General features: G+C 74.1%; 19 protein-coding genes. 4 read left to right on the top strand and 15 right to left on the bottom strand.

The annotated features are described in order from the left end of the window. Positions 1-802: 802 nt before the first annotated feature. Both ACFV1L_RS08305 and ACFV1L_RS08300 read right to left on the bottom strand, forming a co-directional pair. Positions 803-1,960: an ROK family protein gene (locus ACFV1L_RS08305; protein ID WP_380364048.1), complete on the bottom strand. Its 1,158-nt coding sequence runs from the start codon at positions 1,958-1,960 to the stop codon at positions 803-805. Between the two features lie 390 nt (positions 1,961-2,350). After that, entirely contained in the window at positions 2,351-4,156 is a 1,806-nt protein-coding gene (locus tag ACFV1L_RS08300) for a CocE/NonD family hydrolase (RefSeq protein ID WP_380364047.1), read from the bottom strand. Positions 4,157-4,321: 165 nt separating this feature from the next. Between ACFV1L_RS08300 and ACFV1L_RS08295 the strand changes: the two genes are divergently transcribed. Beyond that, complete coding sequence (locus ACFV1L_RS08295) at positions 4,322-5,017, top strand: class I SAM-dependent methyltransferase (protein WP_380364046.1); 696 nt, start codon at positions 4,322-4,324, stop codon at positions 5,015-5,017. Positions 5,018-5,024: 7 nt separating this feature from the next. Here the strand turns inward: ACFV1L_RS08295 and ACFV1L_RS08290 are convergent, their stop codons facing one another. Next, the gene (locus ACFV1L_RS08290; RefSeq protein WP_380364045.1) at positions 5,025-5,666 is read right to left on the bottom strand and encodes a carbohydrate binding domain-containing protein; all 642 of its coding nucleotides are present in this window, start codon (positions 5,664-5,666) and stop codon (positions 5,025-5,027) included. A 143-nt stretch (positions 5,667-5,809) separates the two neighbouring features. Here ACFV1L_RS08290 and ACFV1L_RS08285 point away from each other — a divergent pair, with 143 nt between their 5' ends. Beyond that, on the top strand, positions 5,810-6,268 hold the full coding sequence (locus ACFV1L_RS08285; protein ID WP_380364043.1) for a GNAT family N-acetyltransferase: 459 nt from the start codon (positions 5,810-5,812) through the stop codon (positions 6,266-6,268). Here ACFV1L_RS08285 and ACFV1L_RS08280 read toward each other — a convergent pair. The 12 genes from ACFV1L_RS08280 to ACFV1L_RS08225 all read right to left on the bottom strand — a co-directional run bounded on the left by ACFV1L_RS08280 (position 6,255) and on the right by ACFV1L_RS08225 (position 20,379). After that, positions 6,255-7,040 (bottom strand): SDR family oxidoreductase, encoded by a 786-nt coding sequence (locus ACFV1L_RS08280; protein ID WP_380364042.1) that lies wholly within the window; start codon positions 7,038-7,040, stop codon positions 6,255-6,257. The two genes, ACFV1L_RS08285 and ACFV1L_RS08280, sit on opposite strands and share 14 nt — an antisense overlap. Before the next feature lie 133 nt (positions 7,041-7,173). Further along, positions 7,174-7,758 (bottom strand): TetR/AcrR family transcriptional regulator, encoded by a 585-nt coding sequence (locus ACFV1L_RS08275; RefSeq protein WP_380364041.1) that lies wholly within the window; start codon positions 7,756-7,758, stop codon positions 7,174-7,176. A 46-nt stretch (positions 7,759-7,804) separates the two neighbouring features. Beyond that, positions 7,805-10,132: an arylsulfatase gene (locus ACFV1L_RS08270; RefSeq protein WP_380364039.1), complete on the bottom strand. Its 2,328-nt coding sequence runs from the start codon at positions 10,130-10,132 to the stop codon at positions 7,805-7,807. After that, positions 10,129-11,727, bottom strand: a complete 1,599-nt coding sequence (locus tag ACFV1L_RS08265; RefSeq protein WP_380364038.1) for a dipeptide ABC transporter ATP-binding protein — start codon at positions 11,725-11,727, stop codon at positions 10,129-10,131. Before ACFV1L_RS08265 ends, ACFV1L_RS08270 begins: the two co-directional genes overlap by 4 nt. After that, the gene (locus ACFV1L_RS08260; RefSeq protein WP_380364036.1) at positions 11,724-12,581 is read right to left on the bottom strand and encodes an ABC transporter permease; all 858 of its coding nucleotides are present in this window, start codon (positions 12,579-12,581) and stop codon (positions 11,724-11,726) included. Before ACFV1L_RS08260 ends, ACFV1L_RS08265 begins: the two co-directional genes overlap by 4 nt. A gap of 43 nt (positions 12,582-12,624) precedes the next feature. Continuing rightward, positions 12,625-13,569 carry an ABC transporter permease gene (locus ACFV1L_RS08255; protein ID WP_380364034.1) on the bottom strand — a complete coding sequence of 315 codons (945 nt, stop codon included), beginning with the start codon at positions 13,567-13,569 and terminating at the stop codon, positions 12,625-12,627. Between the two features lie 3 nt (positions 13,570-13,572). Continuing rightward, positions 13,573-15,180, bottom strand: a complete 1,608-nt coding sequence (locus ACFV1L_RS08250) for an ABC transporter substrate-binding protein (RefSeq protein WP_380364032.1) — start codon at positions 15,178-15,180, stop codon at positions 13,573-13,575. A gap of 84 nt (positions 15,181-15,264) precedes the next feature. Continuing rightward, positions 15,265-16,251: a TauD/TfdA dioxygenase family protein gene (locus ACFV1L_RS08245; RefSeq protein ID WP_380364030.1), complete on the bottom strand. Its 987-nt coding sequence runs from the start codon at positions 16,249-16,251 to the stop codon at positions 15,265-15,267. 743 nt (positions 16,252-16,994) lie between these two features. Then, positions 16,995-17,792, bottom strand: a complete 798-nt coding sequence (locus tag ACFV1L_RS08240) for a hypothetical protein (protein WP_380364028.1) — start codon at positions 17,790-17,792, stop codon at positions 16,995-16,997. Positions 17,793-18,366: 574 nt separating this feature from the next. Continuing rightward, positions 18,367-19,104: a DUF1963 domain-containing protein gene (locus tag ACFV1L_RS08235; RefSeq protein ID WP_380364026.1), complete on the bottom strand. Its 738-nt coding sequence runs from the start codon at positions 19,102-19,104 to the stop codon at positions 18,367-18,369. A gap of 34 nt (positions 19,105-19,138) precedes the next feature. Next, positions 19,139-19,381 (bottom strand): hypothetical protein, encoded by a 243-nt coding sequence (locus ACFV1L_RS08230; protein ID WP_380364024.1) that lies wholly within the window; start codon positions 19,379-19,381, stop codon positions 19,139-19,141. 38 nt (positions 19,382-19,419) lie between these two features. Continuing rightward, positions 19,420-20,379 (bottom strand): LysR family transcriptional regulator, encoded by a 960-nt coding sequence (locus ACFV1L_RS08225; RefSeq protein WP_380364023.1) that lies wholly within the window; start codon positions 20,377-20,379, stop codon positions 19,420-19,422. Positions 20,380-20,496: 117 nt separating this feature from the next. On the opposite strand from ACFV1L_RS08225, the gene ACFV1L_RS08220 reads away from it, so the two are divergent. Next, positions 20,497-21,387 (top strand): aldo/keto reductase, encoded by an 891-nt coding sequence (locus ACFV1L_RS08220; protein ID WP_380364021.1) that lies wholly within the window; start codon positions 20,497-20,499, stop codon positions 21,385-21,387. 171 nt (positions 21,388-21,558) lie between these two features. Further along, positions 21,559-24,573 carry a hypothetical protein gene (locus ACFV1L_RS08215; RefSeq protein WP_380364019.1) on the top strand — a complete coding sequence of 1,005 codons (3,015 nt, stop codon included), beginning with the start codon at positions 21,559-21,561 and terminating at the stop codon, positions 24,571-24,573. Positions 24,574-24,720 lie beyond the last annotated feature (147 nt).

Here is a 24,720-nt window from a genome sequence, read left to right as displayed (position 1 = left end):
GCGCAGCCTCCTGATGCGGCGTCAGCCGCCGGCAGCCGCTGTCGGTGCCGCCCGTTGCGCTCCCGCGCACCGGCCCGGAGCGGTGCCGCAGGACGGCGGACAGGGCGGCGCGACGATGAGATCGGACCGACGAGGAGGACGCGAGCAGGGCGCTCGTCGAGCGGGCGATCGCGGCGGTGGCCGCGGACCCGTGCCGGCCGGTGCTCGACCACTCCCGGTGCGCCGGCCCGTGGGTCGGGGGCGAGCCGCGCCCGCGCGGTGTCGACGCCTTCCCGGGCGGGCGCCCGCTGCCGGAGCGCCTGCGTGCCTGGCCGGCGAACGACGGCGGGATGCTGGTGCGGAACGGCTGGTTCGACGAGGCCGGCGCGCTCGCCCCGCGCGCTCGCCCCGCGCACCCTCGGCGAGATCGCCGTCGAGGAGTTCGGCGAGCCGTGGAAGTCGTGCTTCGAGCCGTTCTCGGACCGCTTCGGCGGCTGCTTCCTGCTGCCCGGCGGCTCCGACTCCCGCCGCGTGCTCCCGCTCGGCCAGAACGGTGAGCGCGACGGACTGGGCGAGCACCCGGTGTTCGCGCTCGACGTGGACGACCTGCCGTACGCCGTGCTGGTGTACCCGGGCTTCGACGCGCATCTCGCCGACACCGCGGGCGTCCTCGACCCGGTCGGGGGCGAGGGCTACGACGCGCTGAAGAACGACCGCCGTTTCGCGCACCGCATGCGCACCCACGCCCGGGACCGGCCGGCGACCACGACCTGCTCCGCCTCCCCTGACGGGGAGTCGGCGGGAGGTCGTCAGGGCGCGGCGCTCAGCGGGCGGCCGTCGGCGGGTCGACGGCGAAGAGCTGTTCCTCGACGTGGTCGAGCGCGACCCGCAGGGCGCCCATCGCGACGACCTCGGAGCCGAGGGCGGCGAGGGCCACCTCCGGCGCGCGCAGCGTGTAGCGGGCGAGTTGGTCGCGCAGCGGTTCGAGGACGCCGTCCAGGCCGGCCGCCCAGCCGCCGACCACGACGAGTTCGGGGTCGAGGGCGAGGACCAGCGCGGTGACGTCGTGGACCAGGCGGCCGAGGAAGCGGTCCATGGCGATCTGCGCGACCTGGTCGCCCTCCCGGGCGAGTCGCAGGACGCGGGCCACGGCGGCCTCGTCCAGCGGGTCGAGCGGCTGGCCGGTGGTGGAGAGCAGGCGTTCCGGGGTGGCCTGGCGGCCGAGCAGGTGGAGGGCGCCGATCTCGCCGGCCGCGCCGCCGAAGCCGCGGTGCAGTCGGCCGCCGATGAGGGAGCCGGCGCCGGGGCTGAGGCCGGCCATCACGAACACGACGTCGCCCTTGCCGACGGCGGCGCCCTTCCAGTGTTCGGCGATGGCGGCCAGGTTGGCGTCGTTCTCGATGACGACGGGGCAGCGGAAGGAGCGGCGCAGCCGGGCGCCGAGGTCGAGTCCGGTCCACCCGGGCATGGCGGTGCCGAGTCGGACGACGCCTTCGCGGTCGACGATGCCGGGGGTGCCGACGGCGACCTCCCACAGGCTGTCCCGGGAGACGCCGGCCTTGCGGAGCACCTCGGCGACGGTGGTGCGGACCTGGGTGAGGCGTTCCTCGGCCTCCGTGGTCTCGTCGACGGGCTTGGCGTAGCTGGTGATCACCTCGCCGGCCAGGTCGGCGAGGACCACCCGCAGGTCGTGGACGCCGATCTCGATGCCGAGGACGTGTCCGGCCTCGGCGCGGAACCGGAACCAGCGGGCCGGGCGGCCGCGTTGACGACCCGACTCCTGGACGTGCTCCACCTCGGCGACCAGTCCGGACTCCAGGAGGCCCTCGATGACGCCTTCGACGGTGGGTCTGGACAGCCCGGTGTCGCCGACCAGTTGGGTGAGCGTGACCGCCTGTCCGTCGCGCAACGACCGCAGGGTGACCGCCGCGTTGATCCGCCGCAGCAGTGAGGAGTCCCCTCCGGTGAGCCGATCCGTCAAGTCGCTGCCCTTCCGCTTCGCGCGACTGCCCTGGCGCGCGGTGCCGTGAACGCGGTCGCGGCACACCGGCGTGTGGTACCGGGCGCGCCCCCGTGCGAGCCGCCGCCCGCGGTCGGGCACGCGCGTGTGCCGCGAACCGGGGCGTCTGCCCGGATCGTACTCGGGCGCCTTCCGGGGAGCGAGCGTTTCCGCAGCTCATCACGGCTTCGGTATCGAAACGGTACGTGGTCTGTGATCACCCGGTGATCGCACGCCCGGTGGGAGCGGCGGCGTTCGGATCCCGGACGCGGCGGGGCGGATCCGGCGCCTGCCGGATCCGCCCGGACCGTCCGAAGGGTCGTTCGGCCGGCGGCTCCCGCCCGGGCGAACGGTCGTTCGGTGGAGGGTGGTTCAGCCGAGGGGCAGCTCCAGCAGGGCTTCCTCGTCGATCGGGGAGGTGAGGGCGGTGGTGCTGTTCTCCTTGCCGGTGAACGCGTAGAGCCGGTCGCGACTGTTGACGACCAGGGCGAGGCGGTGGCCGTCGGGCAGGTCGTAGGAGGCGGGCTGGAGCGCCCACTTGACGGGCCGCTCGGTGCCGGGGGTGAGGCCGGTGACGGTGAGGGGCTCGTGGGTGATGATCCGGGCGCTGTCGTCCGGGGCGACGTCGAACAGGTAGGCGACCAGGGTCGCGGCGTCGGCCTCGTCGGCGCGGACCGCGAGCCGGAGCGCGGCGGAGCCGCGGATCTTGCGGCCGCCGGTCAGGCCCTCGGTGAGCCAGACCAGCAGGCGGGTCTCCTGGAAGTCGCCGGTGTCGTAGTCCTTGGGGTTGCCGAACCACTCCTTCTGACCGGTCGTCATGATGTCGTCCATCGCGGTGGCGTTGGTCTCGTGCCCGGCGGTGAACTCCCTGCTCCAGCCGCTGGACGGCTTGTCGGACAGGGTGCCGTCGCCGTCGTCGCCGGTGCCGCTCAGGTACCAGGGCTCGACGCGGGCGGTGGCCTGCGCCCAGGAGCCGAGCGGTTCGCGCGGCGCCGGGACGGTGATCCGCCGGCTGCCGCCGATGACCGGGGCGGTCTCGTAGCCGAACATCACCTGGCTGTTGACGGTGGGCCAGTCCGGCACGCCGTTGGCCGCGTCCAGCAGGTGGTGGTCGAGCCAGTCGTAGGCCTCCTTCATCGGTGCCAGCAGCCCGGGGAAGGCGACGCCGCCGATCACGCCGGTGATGCCGGCGCCCTCGGGGGCGCCGTGGTCGCCGATCCACAGGTTCAGGTGCTTCGGCACGGTGAGCTTCTCGAAGGCCTCGATCGCCTCCCCGGGTGGGAACAGGCTCTCGTGCCAGGCGACGGAGTAGAAGGTCGGGGTGCCGTTGGCGTTGGTGAGGTGGACGAACGCCTCCGGGGAGCGCTCGGTGCCCCAGTCGACCACGGCCTGCATGTCCCGGCCGTCCCGGAACTTGTCGAGGATCTGCCGGGTCTTCTCGTCGAACTTCTTCTCCTCGACGTCCCCCGTGAAGTCGATCAGGGCCTGGACGGCCTTGGTGTGCCGGGTGCCGTTGTGGTACAGGCTGGTGGCCAGGTTGCCCCAGGTGCTCAGGGCGGCGACGGCGGCGACCCGGTTCTCCGGGTCGTGGGCGGCGACGAGCTGGCTGATCCCGGAGCCGTAGGACAGGCCCATCATCCCGACCTTGCTCGGGGCGAAGTGCTCCTGGGCGAAGGTGATCACCTTCGAGCCGTCCGCGCGGTCCTCGGGGCCGGCGATGTCGATGAACCCGTCGGAGGTGTACGGCAGTTCGGGATCGCCGAGGCCGCGCGGGGTGTAGGCCAGCACGTGGTAGCCGCGGGCGGCCAGCGTGAGGTAGCCGGCCATGAACGGCAGCCAGCCGTAGGCGTTCCAGCCCGCCGGCACGATCACGACCGGGCGGGGCTCCGGGCCCTGCTGCTTGATCGCGAACGCGGAGAGCCCGATCTCGTCCGTCACGGCGATGCGCGGGAAGGCGACCCCGGCCCGGCGCAGGACTTGGGCCACCAGTTCGCGCAGCTCCTCCGGCAGCGTGCCGGCGGGGGCGACCCCCTGGACGGCCGCGAGCAGGGCGCGGGCGACGGCGAGCACCGACGGGTTGAGGTCGAAGCCCCCGCCGCGCCACATGCCGTTGGCCGCGATGTCGGCGAGCGTGGCGTCGGTGATGGACGCGATCGGCTCTCCATCTGCTGTGGTCATACGAACTGCCCTTTCCTTGCAGGCGCGGGGCACCCGGGAGGGCGCCGTCGAGCCGGATCATGGACCGGAACGGAACGGACGAAACGGAATGCCGCGAAGGCCTACCCGAAAGGGTTGCCGGCGTCGTGGCGGTGGACGCGCGGCGGTGTCCTAGGCTGTGCGTCCATGGGGAACGACACCGCCACGCTGCGGAGTACTGCGGACCGTCAGCTCTCGTCGGCCGACGCGGAGTTCGTCCGCGCCCACACCCGGCCGGGGCCGGTGCCGTTCGTGCCCGAGGTGCGGCTGCACATGGCGCAGGACGCGATCGAGCTGTGGGAGGTCACCGAGCGGGCCCGGGGCGAGATCGGACTGCCGCCGCCGTTCTGGGCGTTCCCGTGGGCGGGCGGCGTCGCGGTGGCCCGGCACGTGCTGGACCGGCCCGAACTGGTCGCGGGCCGCAGCGTGCTGGACCTGGCGGCGGGCTCCGGCCTGGTCGGGGTGGCGGCGGCGCTGAGCGGCGCGGCCGAGGTGCGGGCGGCGGAGATCGACGCGTACGCGGTGGCCGCGATCGCGGTGAACGCCGCCGCGAACGGCGTCGCGGTGACGGCGGAGCTGGCGGACGTGCTGGACGGCGACGGCGACGGCTGCCAGGTGGTGCTGGCGGGCGACGTGTTCTACGAGCGGGCGATGGCGGCGCGGTTCCTGCCGTTCCTGGAGCGGGCCGCGGCCCGGGGCGCCGCCGTGGTGGTGGGCGACCCCGGCCGGGCCTACCTGCCGCGCGAGCGCTTCACCGCGCTGGCCGAGTACGCCGTCCCGGTCGCCGCCGACCTGGAGGACGCCGCCGTGAAGACCACCACGGTGTGGGCGCTGCGCGGCTGACGCACCGTCAACTTCCCGACACCGATGGGGCCGGCGTCAGGTAGCAGGGGCTGGCGGACGGCGACGGGCTGTCGCCGGCGACGGGCGGGGTCGGGACGCAGGAGTTCCGCGGCTGTCCCGGGCCCCACAGCTCGAACGAGCTGATCCGGTACGGGCCCTGCTGGTACCAGCCGTGGAAGTACACCTTCAGCGCGCGGGTGTCCGGGCCGGTGGTGACCGTCCCGGAGAGCACGTTCCAGTCCGCCTGGTTCGACCAGAGCGTGAGGTCCGTGGTGCCGGAGCCGGTGACGCCCGCGAACACGTACGGTCCGCTGACCCGGGCGCTGAGCCGGTAGCTGGAGTTCGGCTCGACGTTCACGGTCTGGGTGCAGCCGGCGGTGCCGGTGTCGGTGGGGTGGCCCGCCAGCTGTCCGAAGGCGTCGGACGGCGGGAGGACCTGGCCGGGGTCGCAGGACCAGGCCGTCATCCGGTTTCCCTGGTCGAAATGGCCGTTGACGACGACGTCGACTGTCGGCAGGGCCGCCGTGGCGGGGGCGGCCGGGCCGATGCCCGCCGCGGCCAGGGCGAGCGCGCCGGCCGCGATGCCGATCGGCAGGCCGTCGCGGTGCCGGGCGCGGGGGCGGCGGGTGGTTCGGGCGGGTGCACGCATGCCATCTCCGATGGTGGGGGGTTCGGGACGGGAAGCGGTGCGAGGGAGTGGCCCACACCCTGCTGGGGCCGGGGCGCCGCCGTCAAGGGCGGGGCCGCAAACCGCTGGTGGCCCGGGCGTCGCCGCTGGTAGGAAGGGGGGGCATGAGCGAGTACGAACTGCGGGCCGCGGTGCCCGCCGACATCGGCGCGGTGCTGGCGTTCTGGGCGGAGGCCGCCGAGGGCGCCAGCATCAGCGACGACCGGGCGGGCGTGGCGCGGCTGTTGGAGCGCGACCCGCAGGCGCTGATCCTGGCCGTGCGCGAGGGTGCGGTGCTGGGGACGGTCATCGCGGGGTGGGACGGCTGGCGCTGCCACCTGTACCGGCTGGCGGTCCACCCGTCGGCCCGTCGCCGCGGCATCGGCGGCGCGCTGCTGGCCGCCGCGCACGCCCGGTTCGAGGAGCTGGGCGGCCGCCGGGCCGACGCGATGGTGCTGGAGCGCAACGAGCTCGGCCAGTCCGCCTGGCGGGCGGCCGGGTACGGGCGCGAGGAGCAGTGGCGCCGCTGGACCCGGCCATTGGCCCGGCCGGCCGCCGACCCGTGGGCGGTCAGGCGGCCTTGAGGGTTCCGCCGTCCATGACGAGGTCCGCGCCGTGGAGGTTGCCGGCCCGGTCGGAGAGGGCGAAGAGCACCAGGTCGGCGATCTCCTCGGGGGTGGAGAGCCGGCCGGAGGCGGTGCCGGCCCGGCTCGGCAGGTTGGCGAGCAGGTCGTCGAGCGAGACGCCGGACGCCTCGGCGATCCGGCCGCCGTACCCGTCGGCGGCGGTCCACTGGTCGGTGGAGGTCGGTCCGGGGGAGACGGTGTTGACCCGCACGCCGCGCGGCGCCAGCTCCTCGCTGAGGCGCTTGCCGAACTGGGTGAGCGCCGCCTTCGCCTCCGCGTAGCCGACCGGGGAGCCGCTGGGGATGCGGGAGTTGATCGAGGAGACGTTGACGATCGCGCCGCGCCGCTCCAGCAGGCTGGGCAGCGCCGCCCGGGTGGTGCGCACCGCCGACATCACGTTGAGGTCCCACAGCGACTGCCACTGCCCGTCCTCGACGTCCAGCACGCTGCCCAGGGTGAACATCGACGGGTCGCCCGCGCCCACGTTGTTGACCAGCAGGTCGATGCCGCCGAGCAGGTCGAGCGCCTGCCGGACGGCGCCCTCCGCGCCCTGACGGGTGCTCAGGTCCGCGGTGGCGACGGCGGCGACGGCGGACAGCTCCGCGGTGGCGGTGCGGGTCGCCCCCACCACCTTCACGCCCTCGGCGGCCAGGGCGCGGGCGACGGCGAGGCCGATGCCGCGTCCCGCGCCGGTGACCAGGGCGGTGCGGCCGTTGAGTCCGAGATCCATTGCTCCCCATTTCCGGTCCGTCCGAGGACGGCCGATATTCTTGAATCCGAGGTCAAATATCAGGGCGTGCGGGACCGCACGGCCACCGCGGCCGTGCGGTCGGTGTGCGGAGTGCGGTGTGCCCGCGGTGCCGTCAGGGCCCGAAGACGGTGTCGACGATGGTGTCGACGACTTCCAGGACGGCCTCGCGGTCGTAGGCGCGGGCCATCACCCGCAGCCCGGCGAGCGCCGTCATCAGGAACCTGGCCTGCGCCGCCGAGTCCATCGAGGCGGGGACGTCGCCCTCCAGCTTGCCCCGCTCGATGCGCGCCGCCAGCTGGCCGGCGCTCAGCTCGGTCTGCCGGCGGACCGAGGCCGTGGCCTCCGCGTCCCGCCCGCCCAGCTCCAGTGCGGTGTTGACGGCGAAGCAGCCGCGCCGCACCGGCGCGGCGAAGTCCGCGTCCACCAGCATCACCAGGTAGGCCCGGATCCGCTCCTTCGCGGTGCCGGGCCCGGACAGGAACTCCTCGCCGCGCTCGGCGCCGGCCCGCTGGTAGGCGTCCAGCGCCCGCCCGAACAGCTCCCGCTTGGAGCCGAACGCGTGGTACAGGCTGCCCTTGCCGATGCCCGCCGCCCCGGCCAGTTCGGCCGGCGAGGACCCGGCGTAGCCGTTCGTCCAGAACACCTGCATCGCCTGTGCGATCGCGGTGTCCTCGTCGAACTGCTTCGGTCGTCCCATGACCTGACGGTACGACATATTCGACCCCGAGGTCAACAACTCTCGGCTACTCGAACGCCGCCGCCGCCTCCCGCAGCGCCCGCGCCACCGTCTCCGGGTCGTACGGGGCCGCCGGGCCCGGCAGGTAGGTGACCGACCGCAGCACGCCCGAGTACCGGAACGAGCGGTGCCGCTCCCACAGCGGCCAGGACACCGGCGACTTGCGGTCCACCCCCACGCTGATGCCCTGGAACGGCGCCATCCCGATCAACTGGTGCACCGGACCGAGCCGGCCCGTCACCACGTCGTCCACCCGCACCCGGAAGTCCCACTTCAGGTCGGCGACGGCCGCCGCCTCCAGCACCACCAGGTGCGACCCGGCGGCGAGTTCGCCCGCGTCCGCCTCGAACAGCTCGCCGTACTGGTTGTAGGCGAAGCGCAGCCGGCCGTCCTCCACGTACAGGCTGTACCCGCCGCCCTGGTCGCCGTGCGAGACCAGGACGCCCCGGTCGTCCCGGGCGTGCAGGGCGAGCGCCACCTCCACCCGGAACGAGCGGAACGCGATCAGCCGCGAGGAGCGGTAGCGTTCCAGCTCCGGCGTGCCCGGCAGCAGCGTCACCGGTCGGCGCAGCCGCTCCTCGTCCGGCCCGCGCAGCGCCAGCGCCCCCGAGGCGTCCGCCAGCGGGAACACCCCGTTGCGCCACGCCGCGTCCTCCCAGGCCCGCGCCAACTCCTTCACCAGTTCCGGGTGTTCGTCCGACAGGTCGTGGATCTCGGTCGGATCGGTGCGCAGGTCGTACAGCGCCCACTCCCCGTCGTCGTACGGCGTGCCCGGCCGGTGCAGCGTCACCAGCTTCCAGCCGTCCCAGTAGTACGAGCGGTTCCCGGTCATCTCGCAGTACTGCTCCGGGTGCGTGGAGGGCGCGCCGGCCGACCGCAGCACCGGCACGAACGACACCCCGTCCAGCTCCTGCACCGGACGGCCGCCGCGCACCGACGGCCGCGGCACGCCCGCGAGTTCGAGCAGCGTCGGCAGCAGGTCGGTGACGTACTGGTACTGCGACCGCACCCCGGAGTCGCCCGCCGCCCGGGGCAGCCCCGCCGGCCAGGACAGCACGAACGGCACCCGCACCCCGCCCGCGTACGTCTGCCCCTTGTACAGCCGGAACGGCGTGTTCGACGCCATGCCCCAGCCGCGCGGGTAGTGCACCAGCGACTGCGGGCCGCCGATCAGGTCGATCTCCCGCTGCACGTCCGGGTTCCAGTCCGCCGGCAGGTTCGGGTGGTGGACGAAGCGGCTGAAGTAGCTGCGGGTGCCCTCCGCGCCGCCCTCCCCGGTCCCGCCGTTGTCGGAGGTGAAGACCACGATGGTGTTGTCCAGCTCGCCGAGCCGGTCGAGCACCTCGGTCAGCCGGCCCAGGTTCTGGTCCACGTTGTCCACCATGGCGGCGTACACCTCCATGTAGCGGGCGTACAACTTCCGCTGCACCTCGTCCAGTTCGTCCCACGGCCCGACGGCGTGACCGGCCTCCGCGTTGCGCTCCGGCAGCTCGGTGCCCGGCGGGAAGTGACCGGCCGCCAGCTGCCGGGCGAACCGCTGCTCGCGCAGCACGTCCCAGCCGACGTCGTACCGGCCCCGGTGCCGGGCCAGGTCCTCCGGCTTGGCCTGCAACGGGCCGTGCACCGCGTTGTGCGCCAGGTACAGGAAGAACGGCTTGTCCGCGTCGTGCGCGCGCAGCGCCTTCACCATGCCGATCGCCCGGTCCGTCAGGTCGTCGGTGTAGTAGTAGCCGTCCGGGAACTCGTCGATGTCCAACGGCGAGTTGTCCTGCACCAGTTGGTGCGGATGGAACAGGCTGGTCAGGCCCTCCAGCACCCCGTAGTACTGGTCGAAGCCCTTCTGCAGCGGCCAGTTCGACCGGTCGTCGGCCGCCGAGGACGCCGAGTCCCGCGTCAGGTGCCACTTGCCGACGGCGTACGTCGCGTACCCCGCGTCGTGCAGCAGCTGGGCCAGGGTGGGGATGTCGTCGGCGATCTCCATGCCGTAACCCGGGAAGCCCGGATCCGCGTTGGCCACGAACGAGTACCCCACCCGGTGCGGGTTCAGGCCCGTCAGCAGCGCCGCCCGGGCCGGCGAGCACAGCGGCATCGTGTGGTAGTTCGCCAGCTTGACGCCCCGTTCGGCCAGCCGGTCCAGCACCGGCGTCGGCACCTCCGCGCCGAACGGCCCGATGTCGCTGTAGCCGAGGTCGTCGACCAGCACCACCACGATGTTCGGCGCGCCCTCGCGCGGCCGCACCCGCTCCGGCCAGGACGGCTCCGACTCGCCGAAGGTCCGGCCGACCCGGCCGGGAAAGCCGTGGTACGGGTCGCGATGGTGCGGAGAAGAAGTCACAGGAGGCTCCCGGTCGTGGTAGGAAGGGCCGGCACGGCGGCCAACAGCGAAGCGGTGTAAGGGTGTTCGGGTGCGGTGACGACCCGGTCGGCCGGGCCGGACTCGACGATCCGGCCCCGGTGCAGCACCGCGATCCGGTGGCTGACCTGCCGCACCACCGCCAGGTCGTGCGCGATGAACAGCACCGCGAGCCCCAACTCCCGTTGCAGCCGCGCCAGCAGCTCGATCACCTGCGCCTGCACCGACACGTCCAGCGCCGACACCGGCTCGTCGCACACCAGCACGCTCGGCTCCGGCGCCAGCGCCCGGGCGATGCCGATCCGCTGCCGCTGACCGCCCGAGAACTCGCGCGGCGAGCGCTCCGCCGCCGACGCCTCCAGGCCGACCTGCTCCAGCAGTTGCGCCACCCGGGCCCGCCGCTGCGAGCGGTCGCCCAGCCGGTGCGCGATCAGCGGCTCCGCGACGATCTGCCCGACCGTCAGCCGCGGGTTCAGCGAGGCGTACGGGTCCTGGAACACCAGCTGGACGTCCTGCCGGGCACCTGCGCGGCCCAACGGCTCGCCGCGCAGCAGGACTTCGCCCGCCGACGGGGCGTGCACGCCCACCAGCGCCCGGGCCAGCGTCGACTTGCCCGACCCGGACTCGCCGACCAGCCCCAGCGTCTCGCCCGGATGCAGCTCCAGGTCCACCGAGTCCAGCGCCGTCGTCCGCCGCCGGCGCGGCCCGTAGTGCTTGGCCAGGCCGCGCACCACCAGCAGCGGCTCCCGCCCCGGCGTGCTGTTCGCCGCCGCCCGGGACGGCGCCTCCAGCCGCGGCACCGCCGCCAACAGGGCCTGCGTGTACGGATGCTGCGGCTCCGACAGGAGCCGCTCCACCGGGCCCTGTTCGAGCACCTCCCCGTCGCGCATCACGAGCAGCCGCGAGCAGGTCTCGGCGATCACGCCCAGGTCGTGGCTGATCACCACCAGCGCGGTGCCGCGCTCCCGGTTGATCCGGGCCAGCAGCCGCAGGATCTGCCGCTGCACGGTCGGATCCAGCGCCGTGGTCGGCTCGTCCGCGACCAGCACCTCCGCGTCGTGCGCCAGCGCCAGGGCGATCATGATGCGCTGCCGCTGGCCGCCGGAGAACTGGTGCGGGAAGTCGCCCAGCCGCTCCGCCGCCCCCGGGATGCCCACCAGCTCCAGCAACTCCGCGGCCCGGGCCGCCCGTTCGGCGCGCGGGCGGCGACCGCCGTGCGCCCGCAGCGCCTCGTCCAGCTGCCGGCCCACCGTCAGCACCGGGTTCAGCGAGGACATCGGGTCCTGGAAGATCATCGCGATCCGCCGCCCGCGCACCGCCCGCAGCGCCGCCTCCGGCAGCGCCGCCAGGTCCTGCCCGGCCAACTCCACCGACCCGCCGGTGATCCGGCCGCCGGCCGGCAGCATCCGCAGCAGCGCCAGCGCCGTCGTCGACTTGCCCGACCCGGACTCGCCGACGATCCCCAGGCTCTCCCCGGCGACCAGCGCGAAGTCCACCCCGCGCACCACCGCCCGGCCGCCGAACGCCACCGACAGGCCGCGCACCCGCAGCACCTCGGCCCCGACCCGCCCGGTCATCCGCGCACCCCCCGGTTGAGCGACTCCGCGATCAGCGTGAACCCCAGCACCAGCGCCGAGGTGACGGCCAGTGGGGCCGCGGCCAGCAGCGGAGCGGTGTCCAGGTACGCCACCGCGCCGCTGATCAGACTGCCGAGCGTCGGCTCCGGCGGACGCACGCCCAGACCGAGGAAGCTCAGCGCGCCCTCGATGAACACCCCCACCGACAGCGCCACCGCGCCCTGCACCACCAGCGGATCCACCGCGTTCGGCAGCACGTGCCGCAGCAGCACCCGGGCCCGGCCCGCCCCGCCGACCCGTGCCGCCAGCGCGTACTCGCGCTCCCGCTGCACCAGCAGCCCGGCCCGCAACTGCCGCCCGAAGTACGGCACTTCCGCCAGCGCGATGACGATCACCACGGGCCAGCGGCCCGGCCCGAGCACCGCCGTGACGGCCAGGCCCAGGATCAGCCCCGGAAAGGACAGCACCAGGTCGAACAGCCGCTGCACCACCAGGTCAGCGGCCCGCGAGGCACCCGCCAGCAGCGCCAGCGCCGCCCCCGCGACCGCCCCCGCCGGGACGGCCGTCAGAACGATCGTCAGATCCGTGCCGATGCCGTGCAGCACCCGGCTCAGCAGATCCCGGCCCAGGTCGTCGGTTCCCAGCGGGTGCGCCCCGCTCGGCCCCGCCAGCGCCTGCGGCCCCTGCGCGTTCGGGTCGGCGCCGCTCAGCACCGGAGCCAGCAGCCCCGCCAGCGCCACCAGGCCCACCAGCGACAGGCCGCCGACACCCCGCCAGGTCAACAGCCCCGCCGCGTACCGGTTGCGGACCGGCCGGCGCAGCGCCCCGGCGAACGGAACGGAAAGCACCGTCATCGTCGCACCACTCCCTCCGAGGATCGAAAGAACCCGCCCCGCCTCACAGCGCACGCACCCGCGGATCGAGCCACGAGTAGGCCAGGTCGGTCAGCAACTGCACCGCCACGTAGCCCGCCACCACCAGCAGCAGCAGGTCCTGCACCACCGGGTAGTCGCGGCGCTGCACGCCCTGCTCGACCAGCTGCCCCAGCCCCGGCCAGGCGAAGATCCGCTCCACCACCACCGCGCCCGCCACCAACTGGCCGACCTGCAGGCCCAGCACCGTCACCGCCGGCGGCAGTGCGTTCGGCAGTGCGTGCCGCCACAGGATCCGCCGCCGCGACACCCCGAGCGCCGTCGCCGTCCGCACGTAGTCCTCGGCGAGCGCCCGCTCCAGACCGTCCTGGAGGTAGCGCGCCAGGATCGCCGCACTCGGCAGCGCCAGGCACAGCGCCGGCAGCGCCAGGTACTGCACCGCCAGGTCCGGCGCCGACCCGAGCGAGGCGTACCCGCCCGCCGGGAGCAGCCGCAGCGACACCGCGAACACCCCCACCAGCAGCACGCCCGTCACGAACGGCGGCACCGCCAGCGCCCCCGTGGTCAGCGCGCGCAGCGCCCCCGCCCACGGCCGGCGCCGCGCCGACACCCCCAGCAGCGCCACCGGAACGGCCAGCAGCACCACCAGCAGCAGCGCGGCCAGCGTCAGTTGGGCGGTCGCCGCGATCCCGTCGCCGATCAGGTCGGACACCTGGCCGCCGATCGCGTAGCTCGGCCCGAGGTCGCCGGTGAGCACCTGCCCCAGCCAGTGCAGGTACTGCGCCGCGAGCGGCTCGTCCAGGCCCAGCCGGGCCCGGATCGCCGCGACCGCCGCCGGCGAGGCGTCCGGCCCCGCCAGCGTCGTCGCCGGATCGCCCGGGATCAGACGCAGCATCAGGAACACCGCGAACGACGCCGCGACCAGCACCACCAGGCCGCTCGGCAGCCGCTTCCACAGGAAGCTCCGCACCGCTCAGCCCGCCAGGTGGGCGTCGTCGAGGTTCAGGTAGCCGAACTTGTTGAGCGTCGCGCCGCGCGTCCGCTCGCCCGCCACCTCCACCAGCCCGGCGATCGCCAGGTCGATGATGAACTGCTCCTCCAGCAGCACGTCCGTCACCCGCTGGTACAGCGCCTTCGCCTCCGGACTGTCGCTGTCCGACCGGTTCCAGGCCCGCTGCACCACCTCCGTGTACGCGGGGGAGGAGAACCGCGAGGTGTTCTTCGCCTCGTTGAACGGGTACGCGCTGACCGCCAGCGTCGCCGGGTGCAGCTGCGCGAATCCGTGGCTGAGCGTCCACAGCGCGGGCATCGACTGGGAGATCAACTGCTTCTGCATGGTCGGGGAGTCCACCGGCTGCAACTGCACGTCGATGCCGACCTGCTTCAGGTCGTACTGCAGCACCTGCGCGACCGCCGCCGACCCGGCCTCCGCCGAATGCGCCAGCGGCAGCGAGAGTTGGCCGGCCCCCGCCTCCTTCAGCAGCTCCCGGGCCTTCGCCGGATCGTGCCGGTAGCGCGTCGCGTCCTGCTCGCGGTACGCCGGCGAGGACTTCGGCCACGGCACCGAGGAGACCGTGGCGTACCCGCCGAGCGCCTGCTCGACCAGCCGGTCCCGGTCGATCGCCCAGGCGATCGCCTGCCGCACCCGCCGGTCCTGCACCTCCGGGTACGCCAGGTTCGCGCCGATGTAGAACGCGCCGGAACCGGTGTCGTACTGGGTGATCCGGAACCGCCGGTCGGAGCGCAGCGTGGCGACGTCCTTGCCGCGCACCGCGTACGACAGGTGCGTCTGACCGGTCTTCAGCGAGGACAGCAGCGTCTCCGCCTGCGGGATCACCTTGATCTCCACGCCGTCCAGGTACGGGCGGCCCGGGTTCCAGTACTTCTCGTTGCGGGCGAAGCTCAGCGAGGAGCCCGGCTTGCGGTCGGTGAAGGTGAACGGCCCGGTGCCGATCAGGCGGGTGCCCGCCACCGCGTCCTCCACCGAGCCCGGATCGGCGATGATCATGAACTCGAAGAGGTCGAACAGGTTCGACACCGGATGCGCGAGCACCAGCGTCAGATCGAAGTCCCCGTTCTTGCGGAAGTCCGTGACGGTCAGCGCGGTCGACCGCAACTGCGCCGAGCGCACCGGGTTCTGAAGGTTCTTCACCGCGAACACCACGTCGTCCGCCGTGAACCGGCGCCCGGTGTGGAAGGTCACGTCCTCGCGCAGCTTCAACCGCACGCTCAGGCCGTCCGGCGCCACCTCCCAGGACGACGCCAGCTCCGGCTGCGGCCGCAGCTGGTCGTCGTACCGGGTCAGCGTGTTGAACACCAGCCGCTGCACCAGCACGTTCGCACTCTGCGCGAACAGCAGCGCCGGCGTGAAGTCGATCTGCGCCCCCACCGTCAGCACCCCGCCCCGGCGCGGCGCGGCGCCGTCCGCCCCGGCCCGGGTGGACGCGTCCGCCGCCGAACGGCACGCCGACAGGGCCAGCAGGCCGGCCCCCGCGACGCCGCCGCGCAGCAGCGAGCGGCGGGACAGCGGGGCGGGGGAGGGCGGGCCGACGGAGGCCGGGGCGGGGGCGAACTGAGTCATCTTCGGAGTCCTCGGGGGAGAGAGATCAGGGGCGAACGGCGGAGAAGGGGGAGACGGGCGACGGGGAGGGGGCGGCGTCGGGCGTCAGCGGGCGAGCGCCTCGGCCTCCAGCTCGGCGGCCGGGACCAGGCCCGCCACCCGGGGCGGGTCGGCCGGCTCCAGCAGGCGGCTGGGCTGCCCGTCCACGCCCACCGGCAGGTCGCCGTCCAGGGTGATCCGGCGCACCAGGCGCGGCTGGTCGCCGTAGTCGTTCACCGCGTAGTGCTGGGTGGCCCGGTTGTCCCACACCGCGACGTCGCCGACCTGCCACTCCCAGCGCACGGTGTTCTCCAGCCGCTCCACGTACCGCTGGAACAGCCCGATCAGCGCGCGGCTGTCCGCGCCCGACACCCCCACCAGGCGCTGCGCGAACGCCCCCAGCAGCAGGTTCTTCTCCCCGGTCACCGGGTGCACCCGCACCAGCGGGTGCTCGGTCTTGAACGCCGTCGACACGAACACCCGCCGGAACAGCTCCGCCACCTCGGCGTTCTCCGCCAGCTCCGGGGTCAGCGCCAGGCTCGCCGCGTAGTCGTAGTCGTTGGTGTGCACCGCCCGCAGGCTCTCCGCCAGCACCTTCAGCGGCTCCGGCAGGTCCTGGTACGCCGCCGCCGTGTTCGCCCACACCGTGCTGCCGCCCGCCGGCGGCAGCTCCAGCGCCCGCAGGATCGACGCCTTCGGGTACGACGGCACGAACGTCACGTCCGTGTGCCAGTTGTTCGCCCGCGCGCCCTTGGTGGCGTCCAGCTCGAAGATGTACCGGCCGTCCGCGCTCGGCACCGTCGGGTGCGTCACCGGCTGCCCCAACAGCCGGGCGAACGCCTCGTGTTCGGCGTCGTCCAGGTGCTGCTGCCCGCGGAAGAACAGCACCTTGTGCTCGTACAGCGCGGCTTCGATCGCGGCCACCGTGTCGGCCGGCAGCTCGCCGCCCAGCTTCACGTCGTGGACGACCGCGCCGATCCGGCCCGCCGCCGGGGTCAGGCGCAGTGCGGGTGCGGGTGCGGTGGTGGCGGGCGCGGAGGTGGAAACGGACATGGTGACACTCCTTCAGGGAACGGTCGCAGGACCCGCGATCGGGGGAGCCTGCGGGAGAAACCGGACGATGCGGCCGCGACGGCCACGCCCGGGAGACCCCGGCCGCAGGGCGGACGTCAGCGTGCGAAGAACCGGCCGGGCGTCAGAACGCGCAGCGGCACGGACAGCAGCCACCGCAGCACACGAACACCGGGACCGGGCACGACGGACAACACACAACGGCGGTACGCATCTGCCCTCCTTCCGGCTCGCTACGAGTGGGCTCGCCGCTCATCGTGGACGGGCCGCCGGGCGGCTGTCAATCGCCATCTCCCCAGCTGAGAGCGGGTGTTGCCGCACATGTCGGCCCGTTGCGCGCCCGTGGCGGCCCGACGACGAACCGGGGTGCGCCCTTGCCGCGCCGCCCACCGCCCGGCCAGACTCGCCGGGACCGGCCGGGCCGCCGGCCGGGGCGGGAGAGCCTTCGGCCGTGGTCCGGTGCGCGCGTGGTCGAACGAGGTGCCGCCGACCTGCGCGCCGCGCCGCCGCACCGGGCAGCTCCTCCCGGGCGCCCTCGCCGTGCGACGCCACCCGCGGACGGGGTTCCGCCGGCCGGCGCAAAGGCGCCGGCGCGTCTGCCGGTGCCGCCGGTCCAGGCGTTGCCGGGGTGGGCGGCTGTGGCGGTGGAGGGGCCGAGTCGCCCGAAGTGCTCCGGTGGGCAGCGCATTTCGTCCGCTGCGCCGTCAGAGCGCTGGAAGCGGGTGTCAGGTATCGGTGGGCGGTGCGAGGGTGGCGGCGAGCCGGTCGATGCCGAGGCCGCCGATCAGCAGGCGTTCCTTGCGGCTTCCGACGAGGGGCTGCGTCCAGTTGACGAACCCGCCGTCACCGACCTCCAGGGGGCGGCCGTCGACGGTGGCGCAGAGCTTGTAGCACAGGGTGGTGCAGTAGCCCCGGCCGGTCTTCCGGTCGGGGTCTTCGACGATGTCGACGCCCGGAGTTCCGGACAGCTCGGTGCGGGCGCGGGCCAGGAGCGGTGCGGCGGCTTCGTCGAGACAGGTGATGCGGATCCCGGTCCTGGTCACGCCGGCCCGGGCCAGGGCCCGGACCGCGAACTGCAGGTGTTCGAGCAGGTGCTGCTGCTCGAAGGCCAGGGCGCCGGTGTCCCGGCCGGCGGTCGCCAGGGCGAACAGCTGGAAGTGGGCGAGCATGCCGGGGGCATCGAAGTGCTGGGCGCGGACCACCCGTTGACTGGCCGCCAGCCGCACCGGGACGGCCGAGCGGGGGTCGAGGGTCAGTGCCCGGGTCCTGCGTCGGGCTGCCTCCAGGGCCAGGCCGTTCGTCGGGTCGGCCGCGACCTCGCTGCCGCGGACGGTGGCCACGACCTTGCGCGGGTCGACGGTCGCCACCGCCGTGTGCGTCGCCAAGGGCACGAGCGGAGACAGCGTGAGCATCCGGAAGTCGTCCGGCAGCGCCGCGAGCAGGGCGTCCTCGGCCCGCCGCAGCAGTGCGAACGGCGTCGGGGCCGGGGTGACGAACCGGTCGGTGCGGTAGCGTCGCAGCACCTCGGCCGGGGTGAGCCGGTCGGCGCGCCGCCGGAAGACCTCCAGCAGCAGCGTGGTCAGGTCCGCCCCGTCAGCCCCTCGGCCAGCAGCTCCAGCAGCTCCGGCCCGCCCGCCCGGGCCAGCACCCGGCGCAGGGCCGGACCGGCCGCGTACTCGTCGTCCGTCATGGCAGACCACTATCGCCCGGCCGACCCCGGCGGGACCAGCGAATTCCGCCCGGTGCGGCCGTCCGGGTCGCCGGTCGCCGCCGGTCGCCGGGTGCCGGCCCGGCGGTTCGGGCCGCGGAGCCGGTTGGGACGGCGGGTGAAGGCAGCCGGCCGGGGGCCGGGCTCGTCGTCACCGGCCACGGCGGCCATCAGGACGTCGGTTCCGACCTCCTCGGCGAGGCGGACTTCCAGGGTGGCGTGCCCGACCGGCGCGCAAGGCGCCGGCGGCCTCGTCGTCCGTGCCGATGATGCCGAACCCGACGGTGTCCCCCCAGCGGTCCGGGAACGCGCCCAGGCGGCACCCCGTGGTGAGACCGCCGGTGGGACTCCGACGACCCGGCCCGGCGGGGCGTCTGCCCGCCGGCGGGTCAGGCCATGTCGACGTAGCGGCGGACGCGGTCGAAGCGACGGGCCGTCAGGTCGGCGGGGCGGATCAGCCAGTGGATGACGGCGGAGTCCGGGGCGCCGGCCGCCTCGCCGGGGCGGTAGGAGGCGAGCAGGGCCCAGTCGGGTTCGCCGGTCTCGTCGCGGGCGTCGTGCACGGGGTCGAACTGCGGGGAGGCGGGGTGGCCGCCGAGTTGCAGGATCCACGGCGGGCGGTGGCCGCCCGTCGAGGCCCAGGCGGTGGCGAGTTCGTCGGCGAGTTCGCACTGCTCGTCGTCCGCGTCCTCGCCCCAGGTGTCGAGCGCGAAGGAATCGTCCATCGGCGAGCACGGCTGCGCCCAGAGCGTCGCCGCCCCGTCATCGCCCGCCCGCCGGAACGGAGTCGCACCGGCCGGGACGTACCGGACGGCGCCGGCGGCCGGTGGGCGCGGTCCGCCGATCACGGGTTCGCCGAAGAGCAGCAGCCAACCGTCGGCGGGCAGCGGCAGTCCGGTCGCGCCGGGCGGCAGCGCCGCGAGGTCGACGGACGCCGCCAGTGGCTCGTCGGCGGGCAGCAGCGGCTCGCCGCCCAGGACGGCTGCCGTCGGGCCGTCGCCCCCGGCGGCCAGGTACACCGCCGGCCGGACCGCGCGGATCCAGCGCTCCACGTACTCGGGAGGCAGCCCCTCCTCGGCGGCCGTCGCCCGGAACCGCCCCACCCTGGTGTCGAGATCATCGTTCACGGGGCCAACCTAGCGGCCGGGTCCGACGGTCGGGCTACTGGCCGAGGAGACGGGCGAAGTCGTTGCCGAGGTTGGCGAGCAGCGGGAGGGCGCCCAGGTCGGTGATGGCGCCGACCGGAATGCTGTAGCCCTGCTGGGGGACCGGTGCCGCCGGGTCGGCGGTGGTGGCGGCAGCGGGGACCGGGACCGGCGTCTCGGCGGAGTCGGTCGCGGCAGCGGCGGCGGTCGGGAGGGCGGCGAGGACGGCGGCGGCGAGGGCGGTGAGGGCGGTGCGCATGGGCGGGGTCCTTCGTTGGCGGGCGGGCTGACGGCCGTTCAACGGGCGGGCGGGGACGGGGGTGACGCGGGGCCGTCCGTTCGGGTGTACCGGAGGGCGGCGGCCTCGGCGGTGAGGCGGGCGGCCAACTCCTCGGCGAGGCGGGCGCGGTGGCCGCGGCGCCGGCGGGAGAGGGCGAGGCCGAGGTGGCGCTGCGGGGCGGGTTCGGCGAGCGGGAGAGCGAGCAGCTCGGGGTGGTCGGTCAGGCCGATCCGCGGAATCAGGGCGATGCCGATGCCCGCCCGGACGAGCGACTGTGCGAAGTCGTAGTCCGTCGCGGTGCAGGAGATCCGCAGCTCCACACCGGCCAGCGCGCCGAACCGGGCGAGCTGCCCGGCGGACTTGCGGCAGCCCAGGATCCACCGCTGGTCGGCGAGTTCGGCCAGGTGGAGGGTGGCCCCGGGCAGCGCGAGCGGATGGTCGCGGGGGAGGACGACGCGCAGCGGGTCCGCGGCGAGCGGCGTCCAGTCGAGCCCCGAGCGGTCGCCCGGCCGGGACGGCGGCGGGCCGTCCAGGTGGTAGGCGAGGGCGAGGTCGGCCCGGCCCTCGCGGACGGCGGGCAGGCCGTCCTCCGGCTCGGCCTCCAGGATGGTCAGCTCCACCTCGGGGTGGTCGGCGACGAACCCGCGGAGCGCGCCCGGCAGCAGGCGGCGGCCGCCGCTGGCGAACGTCGCCACGGTGAGCGCGGTGCGTTCGGCGGTCAGCCGGGTGATCCGCTGCTCGGTGTCCGCGAGTTCGGCCGCGATGGCGTCCGCGGCCTCCACCAGCACCCGGCCCGCGTCCGTCAACGTGACGCCCCGGGTGGACCGTTCGACCACCGGCGCGCCCAGGCTCCGCTCCAGCGCGGCGACCTGCTGCGAGACCGCCGAGGCCGTGCAGTGCAGCTCCGCGGCCGCCCGGTTGAAGCTCCCCTGCCGGGCGACCTCCCGCAGGACGGCCAGCCGCTGAACGTCGATCAACAGTCCTCCTGCAAACGGGGTCCTCCGATCGACACTACCGCTGGCGACGCCCGTTCGGCAGGCTGCCCCCCGAGAACGGACAACGGCGGTCCGCGGACCGGAGGAACGGGGAAGACCATGGGCGCAGCGGCGACGACGGACCGCAGCATCGGCGGCGTTCCGGTGGGCGCGATCGGACTCGGCGCGATGCCGCTGTCCGTCGAGGGCCGCCCCGACGAGGCGCAGGCCGTCGCCACCCTGCACGCCGCGCTCGACGCGGGCGTGCGGCTGATCGACACCGCGGACAGCTACCACTGGCACGCCGACGAGGTCGGCCACAACGAGGAGTTGATCGCCCGTGCGCTGGCCGCGTACGGCGGCGGCGCGGACCACGTGCTGGTGGCCACCAAGGGCGGGCGGGGCCGGCCCGGCGACGGCTCGTGGACCGTCGACGGCGACCCGCGCCACCTGCGGCGGGCCGCGGAGGCCTCGGCGGCCCGGCTCGGCGTGGAGAGCATCGGCCTGTACCAGTTGCACAAGCCCGACCCGGCCGTTCCGTTCGCCGAATCGGTGGGCGCGCTAAGGGAGTTGGCCGACGCGGGGACGATCCGGGCGGTCGGCCTGTCGAACGTGGACGCCGCGCAGATCCGGGCCGCCCGGGAGATCCTCGGCGCCCGGCTGGTCTCGGTGCAGAACCGCTTCTCGCCGGCCCGCCAGGAGGCCCGCGACACCCTCGACCTGTGCACCGAACTCGGCCTGGCCTTCCTTCCCTGGAGCCCGCTCGGCGGCCTGTCCCGCAGTGCCGTCGACGACCCGGACGCGGCCGCCCCGCCCACCGCCACCCCCTTCCACGCGGTCGCCGCCGCGCACGGCGTCAGCCCGCAACAGGTCTGCCTGGCCTGGCACCTGGCCCAGTCGCCGACCGTCGTCCCGATCCCGGGCGCCCGGCGCCCCGCCTCGATCCGCGACTCCGCCGCCGCGGCCGGCCTCACCCTGTCCCCGGAGGAACTCGCCGCCCTCCGGCTCTGACGGGCCCGGACCGCACCGGTTCCCAGTCGTTTCCCAGTCGGTTCCCACTGCACGCGCGCACGCTCGTGGAGTCGGAACGTCCGACGAGTTCCCAGGGGGGAAACGACGGTGCACCCAAGAATTCCGAGACGCCCCAGCGGGGCACGGGCCCCGCGGCCGGCCGGGCGGCGCGTGCGGACGGCAGCGGAGCGGCTGCTCGCCGTGCTGCTCTCCACCGCCGTGCTGGTGGTCGGAGCGGGCCTGCCCGCCCGGGCGGCCGGCGGGCCGGTCAACGTGGACATGGAGCAGCTGCACAGCCGGCTGTTCTCGGCGTACGTGCGCAACTACGACCGGGGCCTCCAGGGCCTGAAGGACCTGGTGCTCACCGACAACCTGATGTACTGGCGCCAGCAGCACCCGACCGCCACGTCCGACGAGACGGTGCGTCACATGGCGCTGGTGCAGCAGCAGTTGGACGCCAAGCTGACGGGCTACGACCCGGGCAAGGCGGGCTACGACGCGTTCATCAAGGTGATGGAGGCGATGTCGGGGATCCCGGAGGTCAACATCGCCACGCCCGCGCTGAAGGCGCTCGCCGAGGTGACCCTCGCGGACAGCGCGGCGAAGTGGCAGAACCTGGCGGACGCGGTGACCAGCAGCCGTACCACGCTCACCTGGATGAACAAGTACTTCGCCCTGCAGGACCAGGTCTGGGGCGAGTTGCAGCGCCGCTCCGGCACCGACACGACGATGGCGGCCGCCTGGGACGGCTACGTCGGCTCGCGGCTGAACGTGACGGTGACCGCCAGCGTCGAACAGCTGTCGGCGGACCCGGCGCTGGCCAACTGGCTGACCCTGCAGACCATCCTGGAGAACCAGAACAACACGGACACCTACATCACCGAGATGCGCCGGCAGGTCGCCGCCGCGTTCGGCCAGTTGGACGCGAAGACCGACCAGCTCAGCACGGACCTGCGGCAGCTGTCGGACAAGTACCCGGTCGGCGTGGACGGCACCCGGCCGACCGCCGACGAGCAGGCCGCGCAGAAGAAGAAGTCGGAGGACTTCCAGGCGCAGATCGAGGCGGCCGGCTCCGCGGTGTACATCCTGTCGACGCTGGCCGGCTTCGCCGACGCCAAGTTCGGCCGGGACGTCGCCCTCGCGGGCAACGCGGCCGTCACGATCGCCTCGGCGATCAACAAGTACCTGCCGACGGTGGCGGGTCTGGCCCTGGGCCAGGCACTGACCTCGGCGAGCACCCTGGTGCTCACCGGCAACGTGCTGGGCGCGGTGATGAGCCTGCTGCCGCTGTTCACGGGCGAGAGCGCCTCCCCGGACCAGCTGATCATGGACGAGATCGGCAAGTTGCGCGAGGACGTCGCCAACCTCGGGCAGCAGATGAACGACCGCTTCGACCGGATCGAGAAGGCGCTGACCCAGGTCTACGCCGACGTGATGACCCAGTTCGACCGCCTGTTCCAGGACATCGCGATCGTGCGGGCCGACCTCGCGGACATCGAGCACCGGATCTTCCTGCTGGACGACAAGATCGACACCTTCGCCGCCGCCACCCAGGCCGCGCTGACCGCCGTGGCCACCCAGGACGTCCGCAACAACATCAACCGGTACGTCAACTACCGGGACACCTACGGTCAGGACATCCCCACCTACCAGGAGTACACGACCCCGGAGAACTCCTTCCACTTCACCGCGACCGCGCTGTCCTCCGACGACACCTTCCTGGTGCCGGCCGGCACCTACGGCGCGGCCGACCCGGTCACGACACTGGCCAACCACCGGCCCGCCGGCAGCATCAACTACCTGGCGTGGCTGGCCCGGCAGCGCTTCGACGGCGCCTTCCCGCAGCCGGCCGGCAAGGTCGCCAACCCCGGCGTCTGGGAACTCGGCGCCCGCTCGTACGCGGTGCTGGAAGCCCAGAACCAGCCCTACGCGGTCAAGGTCAGCCCGACCCGCGCCGCACAGATCCAGGCCACCGGGCAGGACATCAACCGGGCCGCCGCGACCTTCAGCAAGCCCACCGCCGACGGGAAGACCAACGCGCTGTTCACCGCCCTGACGGCGAACTACCGCACGGCGGCGAACGGTCTCTCCGACCAGCTGGCGAGGATCCGCACCGCGGAGGTCCAGGAGGGCAAGTCCTACGACCTGTTCGGCACCGCCGACCAGGCCCGCCGCCCGGAGTGGCCCGTCCCGGCCACGCCGGCCGAAGGCACCTGCAGCACCACCCAGGGCCCGACCGCCTCGCGCCCGAAGCCGAGCAACGTCACCAACAACGACCTGGCGTCCCCGTACCTGCTGGCCAACTACCTGGCCCCGGACGGCGCCAAGCCGACCTTCAGCTGGTCGTGCAACGCGGTCGTGTCACTGACCGACCAGAGCTACGACGACGACGGGGTGCTCCACAACTACTACACGGTGACGCTCACCTACCGGAACTACGTGACCTGGCCCGGCGAGAGCACCCGCCGGCCGATCCGCACCCGCACCTTCACCGACGACCCGTTCGAGTCCACCGAACTCGGCATGGCGACGCTCAACCACAACTGGGGCTGGTTCATGGACCGCTTCGAGCAGTTCGCCACCAGCACCGACGAGGACACGACGCTCGCCGACGCCAAGGTCCGGACGCAGAACGCCCTCAACGGCCGGCAGAAGCTGTACTACGACACCGTCGCCTCCCGGTCGGCCGGGTCCGGGGACCTGTCCGCCGCCAACGCCAGGGTGACCGAGGCCGTCACGCTGCTCCAGGCGTACACCGAACTCGGCTGGGCCCGCGCCCTCCAGCAGGACGACCTGCTCAACGGGCTGCTGAACGGCCGCCTGCACCTGCCGGCCGACCTTCCCGGCACGGCCCACGTCACCGACGCCTTCCGGACCGCGTCCGCCGCCTACCAGGGGTGCAACCCGGCCACCGGCGGCGGGCCGTGCACCACCGCCGGACCGTTCGACCCGTACCGCGGCCAGTCGCAGTACACGGCCGGATGCGCGATCGACAGCGGCCCGCTGCCCGGTGACCCGGTCGGCAACTGCCTGCTCTCGGTGTCCCGGAAGCGCACCGACGCGCTCGCCCAGCGGTACGCCGTCCACTCGGCCGAACTGGCCGCGGGCAGCTACACCGAGGGCCTGCCCGCGGTCGACGCGCTGATGACCACCGTCAAGGTGACCGACCTGGCGGTCCGCACCTGACGGCCGGTCACCCGCACGACGCCGGGCGGCCGGGCGGGTTGGGGTAAACGTCCCGCCGGGCGCGGGCCGGCCCCCGGGGCCGCGCGCGGGCCGGCGGGGGGGGGGGGGTGGCCGGGGCGGGCGGGGGCGGCGCGGGCCCCCCCCCCG

This window comes from Kitasatospora sp. NPDC059646 (assembly GCF_042734615.1).
In the GTDB taxonomy this organism is placed as follows: Bacteria; Actinomycetota; Actinomycetes; order Streptomycetales; family Streptomycetaceae; genus Kitasatospora.
Note: the sequence above shows the minus strand (reverse complement) of the source record. Positions and strands in the feature narration are given on the sequence as shown.

Excerpts from the sequence above, each read along its gene's own strand:
- ACFV1L_RS08300 (WP_380364047.1), bottom strand. The coding sequence starts at position 4,156 with ATGACCACAGCAGATGGAGAGCCGATCGCGTCCATCACCGACGCCACG.
- ACFV1L_RS08295 (WP_380364046.1), top strand. The coding sequence starts at position 4,322 with ATGGGGAACGACACCGCCACGCTGCGGAGTACTGCGGACCGTCAGCTC.
- ACFV1L_RS08290 (WP_380364045.1), bottom strand. The coding sequence starts at position 5,666 with ATGCGTGCACCCGCCCGAACCACCCGCCGCCCCCGCGCCCGGCACCGC.
- ACFV1L_RS08285 (WP_380364043.1), top strand. The coding sequence starts at position 5,810 with ATGAGCGAGTACGAACTGCGGGCCGCGGTGCCCGCCGACATCGGCGCG.
- ACFV1L_RS08280 (WP_380364042.1), bottom strand. The coding sequence starts at position 7,040 with ATGGATCTCGGACTCAACGGCCGCACCGCCCTGGTCACCGGCGCGGGA.
- ACFV1L_RS08275 (WP_380364041.1), bottom strand. The coding sequence starts at position 7,758 with ATGGGACGACCGAAGCAGTTCGACGAGGACACCGCGATCGCACAGGCG.
- ACFV1L_RS08265 (WP_380364038.1), bottom strand. The coding sequence starts at position 11,727 with ATGACCGGGCGGGTCGGGGCCGAGGTGCTGCGGGTGCGCGGCCTGTCG.
- ACFV1L_RS08260 (WP_380364036.1), bottom strand. The coding sequence starts at position 12,581 with ATGACGGTGCTTTCCGTTCCGTTCGCCGGGGCGCTGCGCCGGCCGGTC.
- ACFV1L_RS08250 (WP_380364032.1), bottom strand. The coding sequence starts at position 15,180 with ATGACTCAGTTCGCCCCCGCCCCGGCCTCCGTCGGCCCGCCCTCCCCC.
- ACFV1L_RS08245 (WP_380364030.1), bottom strand. The coding sequence starts at position 16,251 with ATGTCCGTTTCCACCTCCGCGCCCGCCACCACCGCACCCGCACCCGCA.
- ACFV1L_RS08230 (WP_380364024.1), bottom strand. The coding sequence starts at position 19,381 with ATGCGCACCGCCCTCACCGCCCTCGCCGCCGCCGTCCTCGCCGCCCTC.
- ACFV1L_RS08220 (WP_380364021.1), top strand. The coding sequence starts at position 20,497 with ATGGGCGCAGCGGCGACGACGGACCGCAGCATCGGCGGCGTTCCGGTG.